The sequence below is a fragment of the Streptomyces sp. ISL-87 genome (genome assembly GCF_018614095.1).
Classification (GTDB): Bacteria; Actinomycetota; Actinomycetes; order Streptomycetales; family Streptomycetaceae; genus Streptomyces.
Window position 1 is genome coordinate 1 of the sequence record NZ_JAGGOY010000022.1, and the last position, 18,996, is coordinate 18,996.

The following is an 18,996-nucleotide window of genomic DNA, read 5'->3' on the forward strand; positions in this document are numbered from 1 at the left end:
CCCTTGGAATTGATCATCTAGTACGAGCGCGCGACGATCGCGACCGTACCGGGGGCGTCGTCCGCCTCCGGAACCGACCCGTCCTCGGCGATCAGGCAGCGCACGGAGACGGCCTGCTCGGCGAGCTTGGCCTCGCCCTCCGGCCCGAGGTCGGCCCACGGGATCCGCGCCCAGCCACCGGCGATGGCGGCCTCGGCGGCCTGCTCGATGGTCGCGACGTCGGAGGTACGGGCCTCACGGCGCTCGCGGGACTCGCGCAGCAGCTGCGCCTGGTCCTCCTCCAGCACCTTGGGCAGCAGGTCCAGCAGCGCGTCGATCCGCACCGGCTCCTTGCCGCCGGGGATACGGCGGGCCAGCATAGCGGTGCCGTTCTCCAGGTCGCGCGGGCCGATCTCGATGCGGACCGGTACGCCCTTGAGCTCCCAGTCCACGGCGCGGCGGCCGAAGGGGGTGTCGACGCGGTCGTCGACGAACACCCGCAGGCCCGCGGCCTTCAGCTGGGCGCCCAGCTCGCGGACCTTCGCCACGGCCTCGTCGCCCTTGATCGCCATGACGACGACCTGGACGTGCGCGAGGCGCGGCGGGACCCGGAGACCGTTGTCGTCGCCGTGGGACATGATCAGGCCACCGACCATGCGGGTCGAGACGCCCCACGAGGTCTGCCAGACAAGCTCCTGCTTGCCTTCCTTCGACAGGTACTGGGTGTTGAAGGCCTTGGCGAAGTTGGTGCCGAGCTCGTGGCTCGTGCCCAGCTGCAGGGCCTTGCCGTCGCCCATCATGCCCTCGAGGGTGAGGGTGTTGATGGCGCCGGCGAAGCGCTCCTTGGCGGTCTTGCGGCCGAGCACGACGTCGATGCCGAGCACGTTCGTCATGAAGTCGCCGTAGACGTCCCTGTGGATGCGGGCGGCGTAGTCGCGGGCGTCCTCGTAGGTGGCGTGGGCCGTGTGGCCCTCCTGCCAGAGGAACTCGCTCGTACGGAGGAATACGCGCGGGCGCATCTCCCAGCGGACGACGTTGGCCCACTGGTTGATGAGGAGCGGCAGGTCCCGGTAGCTCTGGACCCACTTGGAGAAGTAGTCGTTGATGATCGTCTCGGAGGTGGGCCGGACGACGACCGGCTCGTCCAGCTCCTTGCCGCCGCCGTGCGTGACGACCGCGAGCTCGGGGGCGAAGCCCTCGACGTGCTCGGCTTCCTTCGTCAGGTACGACTGCGGGATGAACAGCGGGAAGTACGCGTTCTGGGCGCCCGCGTCCTTGATGCGCGCGTCCATCTCCTGCTGCATCCGCTCCCACAGGCCGTAGCCGTACGGCCGGATGACCATGGTGCCGCGCACCGGACCGTTGTCGGCCAGCTCGGCCTTGTTGATCAGATCCTGGTACCAGCGGGGGAAATCCTCCGCCTGCGGGGTGAGAACGGGTGCCTTTGCCATGGCGCGAATGGTACGGCGCCCCGCGCGCCGAGCGTGAATCGGGTGGCGCGCTCCTCTGGACGCGGGGGCGAATGGGGAGTTCCCTGGCAACGGGGGCAGGGGGGCGAGACGGAATCAGGAGCGCTCTTTCGATGACACCGACGCCGACGGCGACGCTCGTCGCCCGGGACTGGGCGGAGATCCAGGAACGGATGCTGGTACCGCTGTACGAAGCGGTCTACGACCGGCTGGAGGTCGGGCCGGGCGACCGGCTGCTCGGCCTCGACTGCGGGGCCGGGCTCGCCCTCCTGCTGGCCGCGGGGCGGGGAGCCCTGGCCACGGGTGTGGAGGCGGATCCGGCCAGGCGTGCGCTGGCGCGCGAGCGGCTGCTGAAGGTGGCGGCGGCTCCCCCGAGACCCGCGGTCCCGTACGACGTGCTGCTCGCCTTCTCGCCCGGCCCGGGCGACTTGGCCGCGGCCCTGCCGGCGGTCCGGCGGGGCGGGGCGGTGGTGCTGGCCGACTGGGGCCCGGCGGAGCGGTGCACGGTGCCGACGGTGCTGGGCGGCGGTCCGGTGGCACGGGATCTGGACGCGGTGGTGTCGGCGGCCGGGCTGGTGCCGGACGGGTCGGGCCGGGTGTTCTGCCCCTTCGGGTACGCGGATGTGGACAGCGCGGTGCGGGGGCTCCTGTCGACGGGGCTGTACCGGTGCGCCGATCCCGCGCTCGCGGAGAAGGAACTGGCGGAGGCACTTCACCCGTTCGAGCGCGGTGACGGTGCCGTGTGGCTGCCGAACATCTTTCGGTACGTGGTCGCCCGAGTGGCCTAACCGGGGCCTAACCGGCCGGCCGATTCCAGGGCCTGACGTCGGCGGGGCCTGACACCGGCGGGGCCGCTGGATTCAGCCCCGCCGGGCGGTGGATCGTTTCGCCCGGACGGCCGCCGTGGCCAACCGGCGAAATCCAGGATCCTGGTTACTGTCCTTTACGTGAACGGCTTCGACGACAGGCTCCTGACCCGCAACGGCCTCGCGGCCCGGCAGCTCGCCGCCCTGTTGCTGAACCACGAGCCAGACACCCGGCTCCCCCGGGTCCGCGACTTCGCCGAGGAGCTGGGCGTCGGCAACGGCACCGTCCAGGCCGCACTGGCCCTGCTGGAGGAATCCAGGGCGATCGAGACCACCGCCCGGGGCCATCTCGGGACCTTCCTGGTCCGCTCCGACCGGGGAATACTCTGGCGCCTCTCGGGCCTCGGCACCCTGCTCGCCGCGATGCCGCTCCCCCACTCCCGCCGCTACGAGGGCCTCGCCACCGGGCTGCGCACCGCGTTCGAGGCCGCCGGCGCGCCCTTCGCGATCACCTTCATGCGCGGCGCGGCCGCCCGTACGGCCGCCCTGGCCGAAGGCAAGGTCCACCTGGCGGTGCTGTCCCGCTTCGCCGCCGACCGGGTGATCGCGGAGCAGCCGGTCGAGCTGATCGCGGACCTGGGCCCGTCCACGTACGTCGGCGGGCACGGTCTGGTGCTGCGGCGCGGGGTCGCCATCGGCTCCCCGGGGCTGCGGGTCGCGGTGAACGCCGCCTCGCAGGAACAGCCGATGCTGGCCCGGCGGGCGTTCGCCGGGCGGGACGACATCCGCTGGATCGAGGCCTCGCCGCTGCGGCTGCGGGAACTCTTCGACCGGGGGAAGGCCGATGCGACCGTGTGGAACCTGGACGAGGTGGAGGGCCGGCTCGGTGAGGGAGTGGAGGTGCAGCCGCTGGGCGACGAGGCCGCGCGGGAGCTGTCGCTGCGCCATTCCAGCGCCGCGATCATCGGCCGGACGGAGGGGGCGCGCGCACTGGCCGCCGTACGCGGGGCGCTGGATCTCTCGCTGATCACCGACGTGCAGGGCCAGGTCCTGCGGGGGGAACGGGTCCCCGCCTACTAGCCTGCTGAGTGCCGGCTCGCCCCCAGCCCGGGCTCGGGCGCGAGAATCCAAAATCCTGGTTACTGTCAATTCACCCGAACGGACGATCGTGGACGATCAGCTCGCACTCCGGATCCGGCTCTTCCGGGACAGCGGACAGGTACGCCCCGAGGTCGCCGAGTTCGTCGCGACCGAGCTCGGTGCGCTGGCGGCCGAGGGCCGGACCGTCACCGAGGCCACGGCAAGCATGCTGACGAGCCATCTGATGATGGCCCTCACCCGGCTCCTGGACGGCGAGCCCGTCGAGCAGGCCGACCCCGACGGCCAGTTGGCCGCCGAGCTGGCCGGCCACCCCGAGGCCGTCGAACGGGCGTACGCCATCGCCGCACGCGCCGCCGGCTCCCTGGGCGCCCCGCTCCCCGACTCCGAGATCGCCTTCCTGGGCCTGCACCTGGCCGTGCTCGGCCGCCCGTCCCCCTGACACCCATGACACCCCTGACACCCCTGACACTCTCGCCACGCAAGGAGTACGACCATGGCGAAGATCCTCACTGGCGGCGTCGGCAAGGCCGAGGTCGCCACCACCGTCACCGGCCTCGGCCTCAGCGGCATCGAGATCACCGTGTCCAACGACATGGACGCGGCCCTGGAGCTGCGTACGGGCCAGGCCGACTACTTCCTCGGGACCTGCCACACCGGCGCCGGCGCCTCCCTCGGCGTCCTCGTCGGCCTGCTGGGCGGCCCCGCCTGCCACACCTTCGGCCGCTCCGTTCCCACCGAGGCCGACATCATGGCCCTGCTGGCGCAGGGCAAGCAGGTCTTCGGCTTCGCCGTCGACCGGATCGAGACCGTCGCACCGATGATGGCCCGCGCCATCGCCGCCAGGGTCGCCTGACCTCGTGGGCGCCACCCTCGTGAGCCCCGCCCTCGCGAACGCCGCCCTCGCGGACACCACGCTCGCCGCCGCGGGCGCCGGTCTCGAATTCTCGACGCCTCAGAAACTGCTGGTCGTCGGGTTGTGCGCGCTGACCGCCTGCATCGCGCACATGGCGCTGGCCGTCTTCAACGACGGCGTACGTCCGTTCATGCTCGACTTCATCCACGGACGCACCACGCGCAACGCGACCACCGCCGTGTCCTTCGGCCTCTCGGCCGGCTTCATCTTCGGACTCGGCGCGCCGATGGCACTCAGCAGCGGGGTCCTCAACCCCTGGCTGCTGTTCCTCCCCACCGACATCCTCGGCATCCTCGCCCCGAAGAAGTGGCTGGCGCCGCTGCTCGGCGCCGGCTGGGGCGCGGTCGTCGTCTTCGGCCTGAACGGCGCGAACGACCTGGCGCACGGACTCCCGGTCGACTTCCTGACGGCGATGCAGCAGATGTCCACGCCGATCCTGTTCCTGTTCACGCTGTTCCCCGTGCTCGCCGTCACCAAGCAGTTCGGGCGGCTGCGCGGCGGGCTCACCGGCGCCGTCGAACTGGTCCTGGTCGTGCTGACGATGAAGGTCTGGCCGCACATGTTCGCGGGTGCGGCGGCCATGGCGGTGGGCATGCTGATGCTGATCGGCTTCGCCGTCGCCAAGGACCTCGGGCAGCGCCGGGCCGACCGGGCCGCGGGCGGCGTCCCGTACGGGCTCCCCGGGGGCGTCGAGGACCCGATGGCCTCGCTGTTCAGCGCGGGTGCGGCGCGGCTGCGGCGTTACCTGCCGCTGTTCATGGCGCTGGGCGCGGGTGTGTGCGTACTGGCCCAGATGAAGATGTTCGGCGGAGGGGAGGCCACCAGTTTCCTCATCGCCAAGGGCCGGTACGCCGAGGCGGCGCAGGTCGACTTCTACCGGGCGTTCGGTTTCGTCCCGCTGATCGCGACGACCGCCCTGGCCTCCGGCGCGTACGCGGTCGCGGGCTTCACCCTGGTGTACCCGATCGGCTATCTGCTGCCGAACCCGTTCGTGGCCGCCGCCGTCGGCGCCCTGGTGTTCGCCCTCGAAGTCCTCGCGCTGTCCTCCGTCGGCGCGGCGCTCGGGCGGCTCCCGAGCGTCCGCGATTCCTCGGAGCACCTGCGCGGCGCGATCGGCGACGCGCTCGGGCTCGCCATCCTGTTCGGCTCGCTGATGGCCGCCAACGCGATGGGCGGCGGGCTCGGGATCCTGATCTGCGGCGGGCTGTACCTGCTCAACGAGGCGATGGGCCGGCCGGTCGTGAAGATGGCCGCCGCCCCGGCCGCCGTGGTCGCCGGGGGTGTCGTGCTCAACGTCCTGTACTGGCTGGACCTCTTCGCTCCGGCCGGGGGGTGAGCGGCGTGACCTTTCTGCGGACGGTCCGGGGACCGCTGTCGCCTGCGGCGGTACGGGGACCCGCGCTGGCCCACGAGCACCTGGTGCTCGACCTCGACCGGGCCGGCGACGGGGCTGCCGTCCTGGACCCGCTGGCCGACGCCCCCGCCGTCACCAAGGAACTCGCCGCCCTGCGCGAGGAGTTCGGGCTCTCCCTCGTGGTGGAGCTGACCTGCCGGGGCATGGGCCGTGACGCCGGGGCGCTGGCGCGGATCTCGGCGGCCTCCGGGGTGCCGGTGGTGGCGGCCACCGGCTGGTACTACGAGGCCTTCCACCCCGCGGAGGTCGGTCAGGCCGGGGCCGGGCAGCTCGCGCGGACGCTGATCGGCGAGATCGAGGGCGGAATCGGGGCCACCGGGATCCGCCCCGGTGTCATCGGCGAGGTCGGCAGCCACGGGGACCGGCCCACCGGGCCGGAGACGCGCGTGCTGCTGGCCGCCGCGCTGGCCGCCACCGCGACCGGGCTCTCCGTCGTCACGCACGCGCAGCTCGGGCGCGGCGGCCCGGCCCAGGTGGAACTGCTGACCGGCGCCGGGCTCGGCCCGCACCGGATCTGCGTGGGCCATCAGGACCTGCTGGACGATCCGGGCGTGCACCGGGAGCTGGCCGCGGCCGGGGCGTACGTCGGCTTCGACACCATCGGCAAGGAGGGCTACGCGAGCGACTCCGTACGACTGCGGCTGCTGCTGGCCCTGATCGAGGCGGGGCACGCCGACCGGGTGCTGCTGAGCTGCGACATCTCGCGGCGCGGCTACCTGGAGGCAGAGGGCGGCCAGGGGTACGGGCACTTGTTCCGCTCGTTCCTGCCCCGGCTGCGGGCGGCCGGGGTGGGCGAGGACCTGATCGACCTGATGACGCGGCGCAATGTGCTGCGGTTCCTGACCGGTGGCGGTACCGCCGGTGCGTGTGAGGAGGGCCCGTGACGCGGCTTCCCGAGACCTACCCGTTGGCCACCGTCCCGCTCGCGGATGCCGTGGCCCGGCAGTTCCGGCTGCTGGAGTGCACCGCCGCCCATTTCGAGGGCCCACAGCTCTTCGAGGCCGACGCCGGGGTGGTCCCCGGGCTCGGGCGGCCCCGTACGACCGCCCGGGTCGAGGCCGTGCTCGCCGCGTTCCTCGGCGCCGAGGACGTCGCCCTGGTGCAGGGCGCCGGGACCGGGGCGATCCGGGCTGCGCTCGGCGCCGCCGTGACCTCGGGGGAACCGCTGCTGATCCACCGGGCACCGGTGTACCGGAGCACCGCCGTCACCCTGCGGGCGCTGGGCGTCAGGGAGGTCGAGGCGGACTTCAACGACGCGGCCGCGTTGAAGGAGGCGCTGGCGGGCGGGCGGTTCCGGTTCGCGTACGTGCAGCACACCCGGCAGCGGCTCGGCGACTCCTACGACCTCGGCGACGTGCTCGCCGCCTGTGCGGCCGCCGGTGTACGGAGCATCGTGGACGACAACTACGCCGTCCTGCGGGTTCCGGCCTGCGGGGTGGAGCTGGGCGCCGACGCCTCCTGCTTCTCCCTCTTCAAGCTGCACGGCCCCGAGGGGGTGGGTGTGGTGGCCGGGGCCCGCGATCTGGTCGGGCGGGTCCGGGCCGACAACTACTCCGGCGGCGGCCAGGTGCAGGGTCACCAGGCGCTGGACGCGCTGCGCGCCCTCACGCACGTCCCGGTCATGTGGGCCGTCCAGTCGCAGGTCGGGGCCGAGGTGGCGGCCCGGCTGGCGGCCGGGGAGGTGCCCGGGGTGGCCGAGGTACGGATCGCCAACGCGCAGGACCGCTGCCTGCTGGTGCGCCTGGACCGGCCCGTGGCGCGTGGACTGCCCGCCGTGGCCGCCCGGTTCGGGGCGGCGCCCTATCCGGTGGGCGCCAACTCCCGCTATGAGATCGCCCCGCTCTTCTACCGGCTGTCCGGGTCGGCGCTGGCGGACTCGCCCGGGCTCGCCGACTGGGCCGTGCGGATCAACCCGATGCGGGCGGGGGCGGATCTGGTCCTCGGCATCCTCCGTCGTGCGCTGGCCGCGATCGACTCCTCCGAATCCCTCTCCTCCGCCGGACTGGACTGACGATGTTCCTCGACACCGTGCTGCACCGGAATCCGGCCCTCGTCGAGGCGGCGGCCGCCCTGCACCGCTCGGGGGCGATCGCGCCCGACACGTACGTCATGGACCTGGACTCCGTCGAGGCCAACGCGGCCCTCCTCGCCGCCGGAGCCGACCGGCTGGGCCTGACCCTCTGGTTCGTGGCCAAGCAGTTCGGCCGCGTCCCCGAGCTGATCCGGGCCGTCGCCCGGCACCTGCCGGCCTTCGCCGCCATCGACCCGCCGGGCGCGCGGGCGCTGCACGCCGCCGGGGCCCGGGCCGGGAACCTGGGCCACCTCGTCCAGATCCCGCGGCGCGACCTGCCCGAGATGCTGGCCTGGCGCCCTGAGGCCGTCACCGTCTTCGACCTCGCCAACGCCAGGGCCGTCTCGGACGCGGCGCGCGCGCTGGGCTTCGTACAGGATGTGCTGGTCCGGCTGGAGGGGGCCGAGGGCGCCGGGTATCCGGGGCAGGAGGGCGGGGTGCCGCTCGGCTCGCTGGACGGGTACGCCGAGCAGATGGAGCGGCTGCCCGGGATCCGCCTCGCGGGGGTGACCGCCTTCCCGTGCGTACGATGCGACCCCGCGTCGGGGGTGCCCCGGCCGACCGCGAATCTGGCGCTGGCGGTCAAGGCCCGGCAAGTGCTGGCCGCCCGGGGGCACGACGGTCTGAAGCTGAGCGCGCCCGGCGCCACCTCGATGGCCACGCTGGCGCTGCTCGTCGCGCACGGAGCCACCCATGGGGAGCCGGGGCACGCCCTGACCGGAACCACCCCGCTGCACGCCGCGGATCCGCACCAGCCGGAGCGGCCCGCGTACGTGTACGTCACCGAGGTCGCGCACACCCTGGCCGACGGCCGCCCGGCCGTTTTCGGCGGCGGGTTCTACCCGCGCGCCCGGATCAGGGACGCGCTGCTTCCGCGCACCGGCGCACGCCTGCCGGTACGGGACGCGCCCCCGGAGAACATCGACTACTACCGCCTGCTGGGAGCACCTTCGGACGGGGCGGTCCGGGCCGGGGACACCGCGGTGCTCGCCTTCCGGACGCAGATCTTCGTCACCCGCAGCAGGGTCGCGGTCGTCGCCGGACTGTCCACCGGCTCACCGCGGCTGGTGGGGCAGTACGACGCCCTCGGGCGTGCGCTGTGAGCGGGAGGAAACGAGAAAGGGGCCCGGGCCGTATTCCCGCGTATTCCCGGCCGGGGCCCCTCCCCTGTGCTGCTGCGCCTACTTCATGAACTTCTTGAACTCGTCCGGGAGGTCGAAGTCCTGGGCGGGCTGGCCGCCCGTCGGAAGGCCGAAGGGGCTGCCGCCGGCGGCGGGCTCGACGGCCTGCGGGCCCTGCTCGCGCCGGGCGGCGGCTGCCGCCTCTTCTTCCTTGCGCTTCATCGGGTTGCCGCTCTTGCGCTTGCCCTTGGCCTGCTTGACCTGCTTCTTCTGCCGGCCGGGGCCGCCGCCCATCCCGGGGATGCCCGGCATCCCGGGCATCCCGCCGCCCTGGGCCATGCGGGACATCATCTTGCGGGCCTCGAAGAAGCGCTCGACCAGCGACTTGACGGCGCTGACCTCGGCACCGGAGCCCTTGGCGATACGGGCGCGGCGCGAGCCGTTGATGATGTGCGGGTCGTGGCGCTCGGCCGGGGTCATCGACTTGATGATCGCGGCCATGCGGTCGACGTCGCGCTCGTCGATGTTGTTGATCTGGTCCTTGATCTGCCCCATGCCGGGGAGCATGCCGAGCAGCTTGGAGATGGAGCCCATCTTGCGGACCTGCTCCATCTGGGCCAGGAAGTCGTCGAGCGTGAACTCCTTCGGGCCCTTCGCCAGCTTGGCCGCCATCTTCTCGGCTTCGGCCTGGCTGAAGGTCTTCTCGGCCTGCTCGATGAGGGTGAGCATGTCACCCATGTCGAGGATCCGGCCCGCCATGCGGTCCGGGTGGAAGGCGTCGAACTCGTCGAGCTTCTCGCCGTTCGAGGCGAACATGATCTGCTTGCCCGTGACGTGCGCGATGGAGAGCGCGGCACCGCCTCGGGCGTCGCCGTCGAGCTTGGAGAGCACGACGCCGTCGAAGCCGACGCCGTCGCGGAAGGCCTCGGCGGTGTTGACCGCGTCCTGGCCGATCATGGCGTCGACGACGAAGAGGATCTCGTCGGGGCTGACGGCGTCGCGGATGTCCGCGGCCTGCTGCATCAGCTCCTGGTCGATACCGAGGCGGCCGGCGGTGTCGACGATGACGATGTCGTACTGCTTGGTGCGCGCGTACTCGATGGAGTCCTTGGCGACCTGGACCGGGTCGCCGACGCCGTTGCCGGGGACGGGCGCGTAGACGGCGACGCCTGCGCGCTCGGCGACGACGCTGAGCTGGTTGACGGCGTTGGGGCGCTGGAGGTCACAGGCGACGAGGAGCGGGGCGTGACCCTGCCCCTTGAGCCAGAGGCCGAGCTTTCCGGCGAGGGTGGTCTTACCGGCACCCTGGAGGCCGGCGAGCATGATCACGGTGGGCGCGGTCTTGGCGAAGCGCAGCCGGCGGGTCTCGCCACCGAGGATCGAGACGAGCTCGTCGTTGACGATCTTGAGGACCTGCTGGCCCGGGTTCAGGGCCTTGGAGACCTCTTCGCCGCGGGCGCGCTCCTTGACGTTCGAGATGAAGGAGCGGACGACGGGGAGTGCGACGTCGGCCTCGAGGAGGGCGATACGGATTTCCCGCGCCGCAGCGTCGATGTCCTGCTCGGAGAGGCGGCCTTTGCCCCGGAGGGACTTGAAGGTCGCGCTGAGGCGGTCGGAAAGCGTATCGAACACGGTGGTCGCGATTCCTCGGGTCGGGGGCGTGTGGTCGTCCCCCAGGGTATCGGGCCGCGGTGCGTGCTGGCCCCTGCGGTCTGAGGCTCCGCCGTAACGGGGGGCCGCGCCGGGCCGCCGCCCCCCGGGCGGGGTCAGCGGAGGGCGGCCTCCACGGTGGCGGCCAGGGTGGTCGCCGCAAGCGGCGGCAGGGGTTTGCCGTCCGCGTCGACCACATACAGCGAGTCCACCGCGTTGGCGCCCAGCGTGGAAACGTGCGCGCTGCGGACGCGGACTCCCGAGGATTCCAGGGCACGCCCGATCCGGTGCAGCAGACCGACGGCATCCGGGGCGCGGACCTCCAGGACCGTGGCCAGGGAGGACACCTCGGGGACCACCGTGACGCGGGGTGGCGGCGGGACCACGCCCCGCCGCCGCGGGTACGCCGCCTCGCGGTCCGCCAGCTTCGCGGGGACGTCCAAGGAGCCGTCCAGCGCCCGGATCAGGTCCGTACGCAGCCGGGACACCTCCGGCAGCGAGCCGTACTCCGCCGAGACCCGCCACCGCAGCACCAGGACCTCGCCCAGCTGGTCGGGGAGCTCCAGGGAGCGGAGGTCGGCGGCCCGGACCGTCAGGCGGTGCAGGGCGAGGACGCCCGCCACCGCGGGGAGGACACCCGGCTGGTCGGGGACGGCGACGACCAGCTCCACCCCCACCGCGTCCTCTTCCTGCCGGGCGTGCAGCGCCAGTACCGGTTCGCCCGTGCGCAGCGCCTCCACCGCCAGGCGTTCCTGTTCCGTCGTCGGGATCTCCAGCTCCGTGACGGCGGGAGCAGCACCCTGGAGCAGCGCCGCGACCCGCGCCACCAGGTCCGCCACCAGCGAGCCCCGCCACGTGCTCCACGCCGCCGGTCCGGTGGCCAGCGCGTCCGCTTCCGTCATGGCGTGCAGAATCTCCAGCGTGCCGAGCGACCCCACCGCCTCCGCGACCGACCGCACGGTCGCCGGGTCGTCGAGGTCACGCCGCGTCGCGGTGTCGATCAGCAGGAGGTGGTGACGTACCAGGGAACCCAGTACGGCCACGTCCTCCGCGTCGAAGCCCACCCGGGCCGCGACGTCACGCGCGATCGTCTCGCCGGCCACCGAGTGGTCCCCCGGCCAGCCCTTGCCGATGTCGTGCAGCAGGGCTGCCATCAGCAGGAGGTCCGGGCGGCTCACCCGGCGGGTCAGGGCCGAGGCCCGCACCGCCGTCTCCACCAGGTGCCGGTCCACCGTCCAGGTGTGGACGGGATTGCGCTGCGGCCGGCAGCGGACCCGCTCCCAGTCGGGGAGCAGGCGGCTGATCAGGCCCTCGGCTTCGAGTGCCTCCCAGACCCCGACCGTCGGCTCCCCCGCGCCGAGCAGCGTCACCAGCTGCTCCCGCGCCTCCGCCGGCCACGGCACCGGCAGCGCCTTCGCCTGGGCCGCGAGCCGGCGTACGGCGTGCAGGGATACCGGAAGGCCCGCCTGCGCGGCTGCCGCGCCGAAGCGGAGCGGCAGCACCGGGTCCCGGTCGGGACGCGCGGCGAGGGCCAGTACGGCCTCGCCGTCGGACTCCACGACCCCCTCGGCCAGCGGCGCCCGCTCGGGCACGGCGGCCCCCCGGGTCCCCAGCAGCCCGCGCAGCCTCGGCCGGGCGGCCCGGGCACGCAGCACCCGCCCGACCTCCCGCCAGGTCACGTCACCGGCATACGCGACGACCCGCGCCGCCTCGTACACCTCCCGCAGCAGCGCGTCGGCGTCCAGTAGCCCGAGCTGCGCCGCGACCTGGTCCTGCTCCTGGAGCGAGAGCCGGTCGGTGGCCCGGCCCGTCACCAGGTGCAGGGCGTCCCGCGCGTCCAGCAGCCGCCGGTGCGCCTCGGCCAGGCCCTCGCGCGGGGCGTCGGCCAGCCAGGAGGCGGCCACCGCCCGCAGCGCGGTGACATCGCGGAGTCCGCCGCGGGCCTCCTTGAGGTCGGGTTCCAGCAGGAACCGGAGTTCCCCGGCCCGCTCGGCCCGCTCCCGGCACAGGGAGTGCAGCTGCGGCAGCCGCTTGGCCGCCTGGTTGCGCCAGTCGGCCAGTACGGAGGTGCGCAGGCCCGCCAGCAGCCCCGCGTCGCCGGCGACGGGCCGGGCGTCCAGCAGCCCGAGGTGCACCTTGAGGTCCTCGCCCGCCGTCTTGCGGGCCTCGGCGGGGGTCCGTACCGAGTGGTCCAGGGCCACCCCCAGGTCCCACACGGGGTACCAGATCCGGTCGGCCAGCGCGCTCAGCGCCCGCGGTTCGGCCTTGCCGTCGTGGAGCAGCAGCAGATCGAGGTCGCTGCGCGGGGAGAGCTCGCCGCGCCCGTAGCCGCCGACGGCGACCAGGGCCGCACCCCGTACGCCTGTTTCCCTTATGGCCGTCGCGAACAGCGCCTTCAGCCAGTTGTCGGTCAGCCCGGACAGGGCGGAACGCCGGGAAGGCCCGGACCGCGACTCCTCCTGGAGGAGTCGCAGCCGGGCCGCGGCGTAACCGCTGGGTCCCGAGTCGGCCGGATCGGTCGTGGTCTCTTCGACGCTCGTCACCCAGGAGCTCCCGTCACCTAGAGCGCGTCAGCGCCGCGCTCGCCGGTACGGACCCGGATGATCGAGTCCACGGGTACGCTCCACACCTTGCCGTCACCGATCTTGCCGGTGTGGGCGGCGGTGACGAGCACATTCATCACATCGTCGGCCGCGTCGTCCTCGACGACCACCTCGATGCGGATCTTCGGTACGAGATCCACGGTGTACTCGGCGCCCCGGTAGACCTCGGTGTGGCCGCGCTGGCGGCCGTATCCGCTGGCCTCGGAGACCGTGAGCCCCTGGATCCCGAACCTCTGGAGGGCGTCCTTGATCTCGTCCAGCCGGTGCGGCTTCACGATCGCGGTGATGAGCTTCATGCGTCAACCTTCTTGCTCGCGGCGGCAGCGGTGGTCGGTACGGCGGTGCTCCGGGAGGAGGCGCCGCCGCCGGCTCCGCTGAAGTCGTAGGCGGTCTCGGCGTGCTCGACCTGGTCGATGCCGGAGACCTCGTCGTCCTCGGTGACCCGCATTCCGATCGTCTTGTCGAGGAGGAAGGCGAGGATCGCGGACGCGACGAGAGAGTAGGCGAGGACGGCGAAGACTCCGATGGCCTGCTTGCCGAGCTGCTCCAGGCCGCCGCCGTAGAAGAGGCCGGCCGCGTCGGACTGGACCCCGCCGGTGGCGAAGAGGCCGACGAGGAGGGAGCCGATGACGCCGCCCACGAGGTGGACGCCGACCACGTCGAGGGAGTCGTCGTAGCCGAACTTGTACTTGAGGCCGACGGCCATGGCGCAGACGACACCGGCGATGGCCCCGATGGCGATCGCGCCGAGCGGGGAGCAGGAGCCGCCGGAGGGGGTGATGGCGACGAGGCCCGCGACGGCGCCGGAGGCCGCGCCGAGGGTGGTGAAGGAGCCGTGGCGCAGCTTCTCGTAGCCGAGCCAGGCGAGCATGGCGGCGGCGGGGGCGATCTGGGTGTTGATGAACATCACCGCGCCGACGCCGTCGTCGTTGCCGAGCCAGGACCCCGCGTTGAAGCCGAACCAGCCGAACCACAGGAGACCGGCGCCGAGCATCACGAGCGGGAGGCTGTGCGGGCGCATCGGGTCCTTCTTGAAGCCGACCCGCTTGCCGATGACGAGGATCACGCCGAGGGCGGCGGCGCCGGCGTTGATGTGGACGGCGGTACCGCCGGCGAAGTCGATGACGCCGAGCTCGAAGAGCCAGCCGCCGGCGCCCCACACCCAGTGGGCCACGGGGAAGTAGACGACGGTGACCCATAGGGCGCTGAACAGGGCCCAGGCGCTGAACTTCACGCGGTCGGCGAGGGCGCCGCTGATCAGGGCCGGGGTGATCACGGCGAACATCAGCTGGAAGACGGCGAAGACGTAGACCGGGATGGTGTAGCCGTCCCACAGCTCGGTGATGCCGATGCCGCTGAGGCCGACGTAGTCGGAGGACCAGCCGATGATGGAGCCGGAGTCGGTGCCGAAGGCGAGGCTGAATCCGTAGAGGACCCAGAGGATCGTGACGATCCCGAGGCTGATGAAGCTCATCATCAGCATGTTGAGGCTGCTCTTGACGCGGACCATGCCTCCGTAGAAGAAGGCGAGTCCCGGGGTCATCAGCATGACCAGGGCGGAGCAGATGAGCATGAACCCGGTGTTCGCGGCAGACAGCGTCGGGGCGTCTGCCGCGAGGGTCGTGATGGCTGATGCCATCGGCGTCTCCTCGTCGTCGGTACGTTCGCGTGCGGGCGATCGTGAAACCTGAGCGGCGCAAGGCGTAAGGCCTGGGGGTGGGCCTGGGGGCTGGCCGGTTATTGGCCATGAGATTCGCGCAGGCCGGTTTCCGGCGGCGCCGCTGGGTGTTTCGCTCCGATGACGAAGAGGTCGGGCGTGTTACGCGTCCATGAACGAGTGGTTCATGAGGCCGGCCGCGGCGGACACCCCGGGTGGCCTGGCTGGGGGAGCCTGATCCTTCACGGGGGGTGCCTGCCGCGGCCGGGGCTTGGGGGCGGCCGAGAGGGCCGTCAGACGGCCTCCGCGGCTTCGGGGAGCCGGGAGGCGAGGTGGTCGGTGAGCCGGACCACCTCGGCGACGTCGCCGTACTCACGGGCGGCGGTGTCTACGGTCTTGCGCAGCCGGGTGTTCACCCGTTCGGAGCGAACCTTTCCCGCCACATCGAGGGCGCGGCCGACCAGGACGGTGGCCTGCTCGGGCTCGCGCTGGAGCAGGTGCACGGTGGCCATGCCGATGAGGTTGAGCGCGTACGAACGCTGGTGTTCGTCGTCCTTCTCGAAGAGTTCGACGGCCCGTTCCATGACCGGTTCGGCGAGGGAGGCGTACGTGGGGCTGCGCCCGGCCACGTAGGCCAGATCGCGGTACGAGTGCGAGTTCTCGCCGTTGAGCTCGGCCTCGGAGAAGAAGCGGATCCAGTCGGGTTCGGGCTCGCCGCCGAAGCCGACGTCGCCGAAGGTGTCCTCGGCCATCCGGACGGCCCGCTTGCAGCGGCTGGGCTGGCCCATGTTGGCGTACGCCCGGGCCTCCATCGCATACAGCATGGCCTGGGTGCGCGGGCCGGCGCAGTCGCGGCTGCCGTACTGCGCGAGGTGGATGAGTTCCAGGGCGTCCTCGGGGCGGCCGAGGTGGATCATCTGGCGGCTCATGTTGGAGAGGATGTACGAGCCGAGCGGCTTGTCCCCGCCCTCCTTGGCGGCGTGCAGCGCGAGGACGAAGTACTTCTGCGCGGTGGGGTGCAGGCCGATGTCGTAGCTCATCCAGCCGGCCAGTTCGGCGAGTTCGGCGGCGACCTTGAAGAGCCGCTTCATGACCGGGGCCGGGTGGTTCTCCTGGAGCAGGTCGGTGACCTCGTGCAGCTGCCCGACCACGGCCTTGCGGCGCAGGCCGCCCCCGCACTGCGCGTCCCACTGGCGGAACATGACCGTGGTGGCTTCGAGGAGGTCGAGCTCCGGCTCGGACAGCCTGGGCGGCCGGTGTCCGGTGGTGAGGCCCGCCGGCCCGCCCTCGGTGCGCGATCCGGGGTCGGCGGCCGGGACCGGGACGAGCCAGCGCTGCATGGGCTCGATGAGGGCGGGGCCGGCGGAGAGGGCGAGCGAGGTCCCGAGGAACCCGCGGCGGGCCAGCATCAGGTCGCTTCGGGAGAACTCGCTGAGCAGCTCCACGGTCTGCGGGCCGGCCCAGGGCAGGTCCACGCCGGAGACGGAGGGGGTCTGGTGGGCGGTGCGCAGGCCGAGCTGTTCGATGGCGACGACGGAGCCGAAGCGCTCGGAGAACAGCTCGGAGAGGATCCGCGGGACGGGCTCGCGGGGCTGTTCGCCGTCGAGCCAGCGGCGTACCCGGGAGGTGTCCGTGCTGATGTGGTGGGCGCCCATCTGGCGGGCCCGCCGGTTGACCTGGCGTGCGAGTTCGCCCTTGGACCAGCCGCTGCGGACGAACCACGAGGTCAGCTGTTCATTGCGGTCGGTGGATCCCGACGGCACCTCGGACTCGTCGCTCGTTCCGCTTGCGCCGTTGCCGCTCACAGGAACGCCCCCATCCGTTTCAGCCTCTTCAGCACAAACCCTGGCTGGAGCGGCAACCGTCGCCACGGACCTTCACAAGTCCTCCACGCATTGCCTCCGGCATACCCACGGACGGGTCCGCCTTCGGGGTTCGTGCACTGAAAGTAATCCTACGATCACCCGCACGGCGAGGTCGATTCCAGAAACGCCACCATTCGCCACCCCTTCGAATGAACTCGCCACCCGCCAGGCGCGATTCACTTGACACCAAGGCGACCCGGACCGGTCAACAGGAGTGCCCTCGGGGCGCGTGCGGCGAGGAGTGCGCCGGGCGCGGTTGCCCCCCGAGCGGCCGGGCAGCAGGTCGCGCCTACGTCGTAACCACCGGCGCGTCCGACCCGTTGGAGGGGGCATGGGCATGGGCTTCACGATCGGCGGCAGCCGCAGCACCAAGGAATTCCGTTCCGGCGCCCGGCGCCGCGGCCGGACGTCGGAGTGTCTGGCCGTGGCGGAGTACACCGGGCTGTGGGGCTGGGACGCCGTCCCCGGCGCGCGGGCCGCGGCCCCTTCCCGCGACTGCTCCTGCGGTCATACGAATTGCCCCGCGCCGGGAGCGCATCCGCTGGACTTCGCTCCCACCGTCCTGGCCGGCGCCACCCTCGACGAGGTCACCGGGATCTGGGGCGAGTACCCGGGCGCGGCCGTCCTGCTCGCCGTGGGCCGAGCCTTCGACGTCCTCGAGGTCTCCGCGGAGGCCGGGCGCCGCGCACTGGTCCGGCTGGAGCGGATGGGCCTGCCGCTCGGGCCGGTCACCGTGACCCCGGACGGGCGGGCCCAGTTCTTCGTGGCCCCGGGCGCCGCCGCCGAGCTGCCCCGGCTGCTGTACCGGATGGGCTGGGACGACGCGGGCCTCGACCTCCGCGCCCTGGGTCACGGCGCCTTCCTCACCGCCCCGCCGTCCGACCACGCGGGCCTGGGCCCGGTCAGCTGGCTGCGCCCGCCGGCGCTGGACTGCGCCGGCGGCCCGCCGCAGGCCCGGCTGCTGCTGGGGACCCTCGCGTACCTCTGCCACCGCTTCCGGCGCTAGGCCCGCTGCCCGCCCGCTCAGCTCATGCCAGTGCCCCCGTGTCCGGTCGGACGCGGGGGCACTGGCATGAGTACGGGCTACGGCTGCGCTCAGTCGCCGATCAGGGCGTCCACGAACGCCTCCGGCTCGAACGGGGCCAGGTCGTCCGGGCCCTCGCCGAGGCCGACCAGCTTGACCGGGACGCCCAGCTCGCGCTGGACGGCGACGACGATGCCGCCCTTGGCGGTGCCGTCGAGCTTGGTCAGCACGATGCCGGTGATGTCCACGACCTCGGCGAAGACGCGGGCCTGGGTCAGGCCGTTCTGCCCGGTGGTGGCGTCCAGGACGAGCAGGATCTCGTCCAGCGGGCCGTGCTTCTCCACGACGCGCTTGACCTTGCCGAGCTCGTCCATGAGGCCGGTCTTGGTGTGCAGGCGGCCGGCGGTGTCGATGAGCACCACGTCGGCACCCTCGGCGATGCCCTCCTTGACCGCGTCGTAGGCGATCGAGGCCGGGTCGCCGCCCTCGGGGCCGCGCACGGTGCGCGCGCCGACCCGCTCGCCCCAGGTCTGGAGCTGGTCGGCGGCGGCGGCGCGGAAGGTGTCGGCCGCGCCGAGCACCACGCTGCGGCCGTCGGCGACGAGCACGCGGGCCAGCTTGCCGGTGGTGGTGGTCTTGCCGGTGCCGTTGACGCCGACGACCATCACGACGCCGGGGGTGTCGACGCCGCCCTCGGTCTTCACCGCGCGGTCGAAGTCGGTGCCGACCAGGGTCAGCAGCTCCTCCTTCAGCAGGGCGCGCAGGTCCTCCGGGGTGCGGGTGCCGAGCACCTTGACCCGGTCGCGGAGCCGGTCCACCAGCTCCTGGGTCGGCACGACACCGACGTCGGCGATGAGGAGGATCTCCTCGATCTCCTCCCAGGTGTCCTCGTCGAGGTGCTCGCGGGAGAGCAGCGTGAGCAGCCCCTTGCCGAGCGAGTTCTGCGACCGGGCGAGGCGGGCGCGCAGCCGGACGAGGCGGCCGGCAGTGGGCTCGGGCACCTCGATCTCGGGCGCGGCGGGAGCTTCCGGCTCCACCACGACGGCTTCCGCGGCCTCCGCTTCGGGGAGGGCGACCTCCTCGATCGTGCGGCGCGGCTCTTCAACCGTCGGTGCGGCGTCCTCCCCCACCTGCGGTTCGGCGGGCGGGGCAGTGATGGTCGGCGTGCTCGACGGCGCCGAGGGCGGCAGCTGCTTCTTCTTGCGGCTGCTGACCACGAGCCCGCTGATGGCGCCGACCGCGACCAGGGCGATGACTACAGCAAGGATGAGGATTTCCATAACAGAGCCAGTATGCGCGACCCACTGGCAGGCCCCTCCGATC

General features: G+C 72.6%; 16 protein-coding genes. 9 read left to right on the plus strand and 7 right to left on the minus strand.

Annotation, left to right across the window (positions count from 1 at the left end):
• Window positions 1–17: 17 nt before the first annotated feature.
• The gene (gene proS / locus J7I97_RS07970; protein ID WP_214932119.1) at window positions 18–1,430 is read right to left on the minus strand and encodes a proline--tRNA ligase; all 1,413 of its coding nucleotides are present in this window, start codon (window positions 1,428–1,430) and stop codon (window positions 18–20) included.
• 131 nt (window positions 1,431–1,561) lie between these two features.
• Here proS and J7I97_RS07975 point away from each other — a divergent pair, with 131 nt between their 5' ends.
• The 8 genes from J7I97_RS07975 to J7I97_RS08010 all read left to right on the plus strand — a co-directional run bounded on the left by J7I97_RS07975 (window position 1,562) and on the right by J7I97_RS08010 (window position 8,856).
• A complete protein-coding gene (locus J7I97_RS07975) occupies window positions 1,562–2,236 on the plus strand; it encodes a methyltransferase type 11 (protein ID WP_251049250.1) in 675 nt (224 codons plus the stop codon).
• A 159-nt stretch (window positions 2,237–2,395) separates the two neighbouring features.
• Entirely contained in the window at window positions 2,396–3,334 is a 939-nt protein-coding gene (yhfZ, locus tag J7I97_RS07980; protein ID WP_214932126.1) for a GntR family transcriptional regulator YhfZ, read from the plus strand.
• 88 nt (window positions 3,335–3,422) lie between these two features.
• Window positions 3,423–3,794 carry a PRD domain-containing protein gene (locus J7I97_RS07985; protein ID WP_214932130.1) on the plus strand — a complete coding sequence of 124 codons (372 nt, stop codon included), beginning with the start codon at window positions 3,423–3,425 and terminating at the stop codon, window positions 3,792–3,794.
• A gap of 54 nt (window positions 3,795–3,848) precedes the next feature.
• Window positions 3,849–4,208 (plus strand): DUF2620 family protein, encoded by a 360-nt coding sequence (locus J7I97_RS07990; protein ID WP_214932132.1) that lies wholly within the window; start codon window positions 3,849–3,851, stop codon window positions 4,206–4,208.
• 19 nt (window positions 4,209–4,227) lie between these two features.
• Window positions 4,228–5,604, plus strand: a complete 1,377-nt coding sequence (locus J7I97_RS07995; RefSeq protein WP_308369298.1) for a YhfT family protein — start codon at window positions 4,228–4,230, stop codon at window positions 5,602–5,604.
• A 5-nt stretch (window positions 5,605–5,609) separates the two neighbouring features.
• Window positions 5,610–6,566 (plus strand): phosphotriesterase, encoded by a 957-nt coding sequence (locus tag J7I97_RS08000; protein ID WP_214932135.1) that lies wholly within the window; start codon window positions 5,610–5,612, stop codon window positions 6,564–6,566.
• Entirely contained in the window at window positions 6,563–7,693 is a 1,131-nt protein-coding gene (locus J7I97_RS08005; protein WP_214932138.1) for an aminotransferase class V-fold PLP-dependent enzyme, read from the plus strand. The genes J7I97_RS08000 and J7I97_RS08005 overlap by 4 nt, the downstream gene beginning before the upstream one ends.
• Before the next feature lie 2 nt (window positions 7,694–7,695).
• Window positions 7,696–8,856, plus strand: a complete 1,161-nt coding sequence (locus tag J7I97_RS08010) for an alanine racemase (RefSeq protein WP_214932141.1) — start codon at window positions 7,696–7,698, stop codon at window positions 8,854–8,856.
• Window positions 8,857–8,934: 78 nt separating this feature from the next.
• Here the strand turns inward: J7I97_RS08010 and ffh are convergent, their stop codons facing one another.
• From ffh to J7I97_RS08035, 5 genes are all read right to left on the minus strand, one after another.
• On the minus strand, window positions 8,935–10,506 hold the full coding sequence (gene ffh / locus J7I97_RS08015; protein ID WP_214932144.1) for a signal recognition particle protein: 1,572 nt from the start codon (window positions 10,504–10,506) through the stop codon (window positions 8,935–8,937).
• A 134-nt stretch (window positions 10,507–10,640) separates the two neighbouring features.
• Window positions 10,641–13,067, minus strand: coding sequence for a [protein-PII] uridylyltransferase (locus J7I97_RS08020; RefSeq protein ID WP_214932146.1), 2,427 nt, complete (start codon window positions 13,065–13,067; stop codon window positions 10,641–10,643).
• A gap of 17 nt (window positions 13,068–13,084) precedes the next feature.
• Window positions 13,085–13,423, minus strand: coding sequence for a P-II family nitrogen regulator (locus tag J7I97_RS08025; protein ID WP_214932149.1), 339 nt, complete (start codon window positions 13,421–13,423; stop codon window positions 13,085–13,087).
• Window positions 13,420–14,766 carry an ammonium transporter gene (locus tag J7I97_RS08030; RefSeq protein ID WP_214932151.1) on the minus strand — a complete coding sequence of 449 codons (1,347 nt, stop codon included), beginning with the start codon at window positions 14,764–14,766 and terminating at the stop codon, window positions 13,420–13,422. The genes J7I97_RS08025 and J7I97_RS08030 overlap by 4 nt, the downstream gene beginning before the upstream one ends.
• A gap of 311 nt (window positions 14,767–15,077) precedes the next feature.
• Complete coding sequence (locus tag J7I97_RS08035) at window positions 15,078–16,589, minus strand: hypothetical protein (RefSeq protein ID WP_374103532.1); 1,512 nt, start codon at window positions 16,587–16,589, stop codon at window positions 15,078–15,080.
• A 397-nt stretch (window positions 16,590–16,986) separates the two neighbouring features.
• On the opposite strand from J7I97_RS08035, the gene J7I97_RS08040 reads away from it, so the two are divergent.
• On the plus strand, window positions 16,987–17,655 hold the full coding sequence (locus tag J7I97_RS08040; RefSeq protein WP_214932153.1) for a bifunctional DNA primase/polymerase: 669 nt from the start codon (window positions 16,987–16,989) through the stop codon (window positions 17,653–17,655).
• A gap of 89 nt (window positions 17,656–17,744) precedes the next feature.
• Here the strand turns inward: J7I97_RS08040 and ftsY are convergent, their stop codons facing one another.
• Window positions 17,745–18,953, minus strand: a complete 1,209-nt coding sequence (gene ftsY, locus J7I97_RS08045; RefSeq protein ID WP_214932156.1) for a signal recognition particle-docking protein FtsY — start codon at window positions 18,951–18,953, stop codon at window positions 17,745–17,747.
• Between the last annotated feature and the right edge of the window lie 43 nt (window positions 18,954–18,996).

Coding starts and splice junctions, on each gene's coding strand:
- proS (WP_214932119.1), bottom strand. CDS start 1,430: ATGGCAAAGGCACCCGTTCTCACCCCGCAGGCGGAGGATTTCCCCCGC.
- J7I97_RS07975 (WP_251049250.1), top strand. CDS start 1,562: ATGACACCGACGCCGACGGCGACGCTCGTCGCCCGGGACTGGGCGGAG.
- J7I97_RS07990 (WP_214932132.1), top strand. CDS start 3,849: ATGGCGAAGATCCTCACTGGCGGCGTCGGCAAGGCCGAGGTCGCCACC.
- J7I97_RS08010 (WP_214932141.1), top strand. CDS start 7,696: ATGTTCCTCGACACCGTGCTGCACCGGAATCCGGCCCTCGTCGAGGCG.
- J7I97_RS08025 (WP_214932149.1), bottom strand. CDS start 13,423: ATGAAGCTCATCACCGCGATCGTGAAGCCGCACCGGCTGGACGAGATC.
- J7I97_RS08030 (WP_214932151.1), bottom strand. CDS start 14,766: ATGGCATCAGCCATCACGACCCTCGCGGCAGACGCCCCGACGCTGTCT.
- J7I97_RS08040 (WP_214932153.1), top strand. CDS start 16,987: ATGGGCTTCACGATCGGCGGCAGCCGCAGCACCAAGGAATTCCGTTCC.
- ftsY (WP_214932156.1), bottom strand. CDS start 18,953: ATGGAAATCCTCATCCTTGCTGTAGTCATCGCCCTGGTCGCGGTCGGC.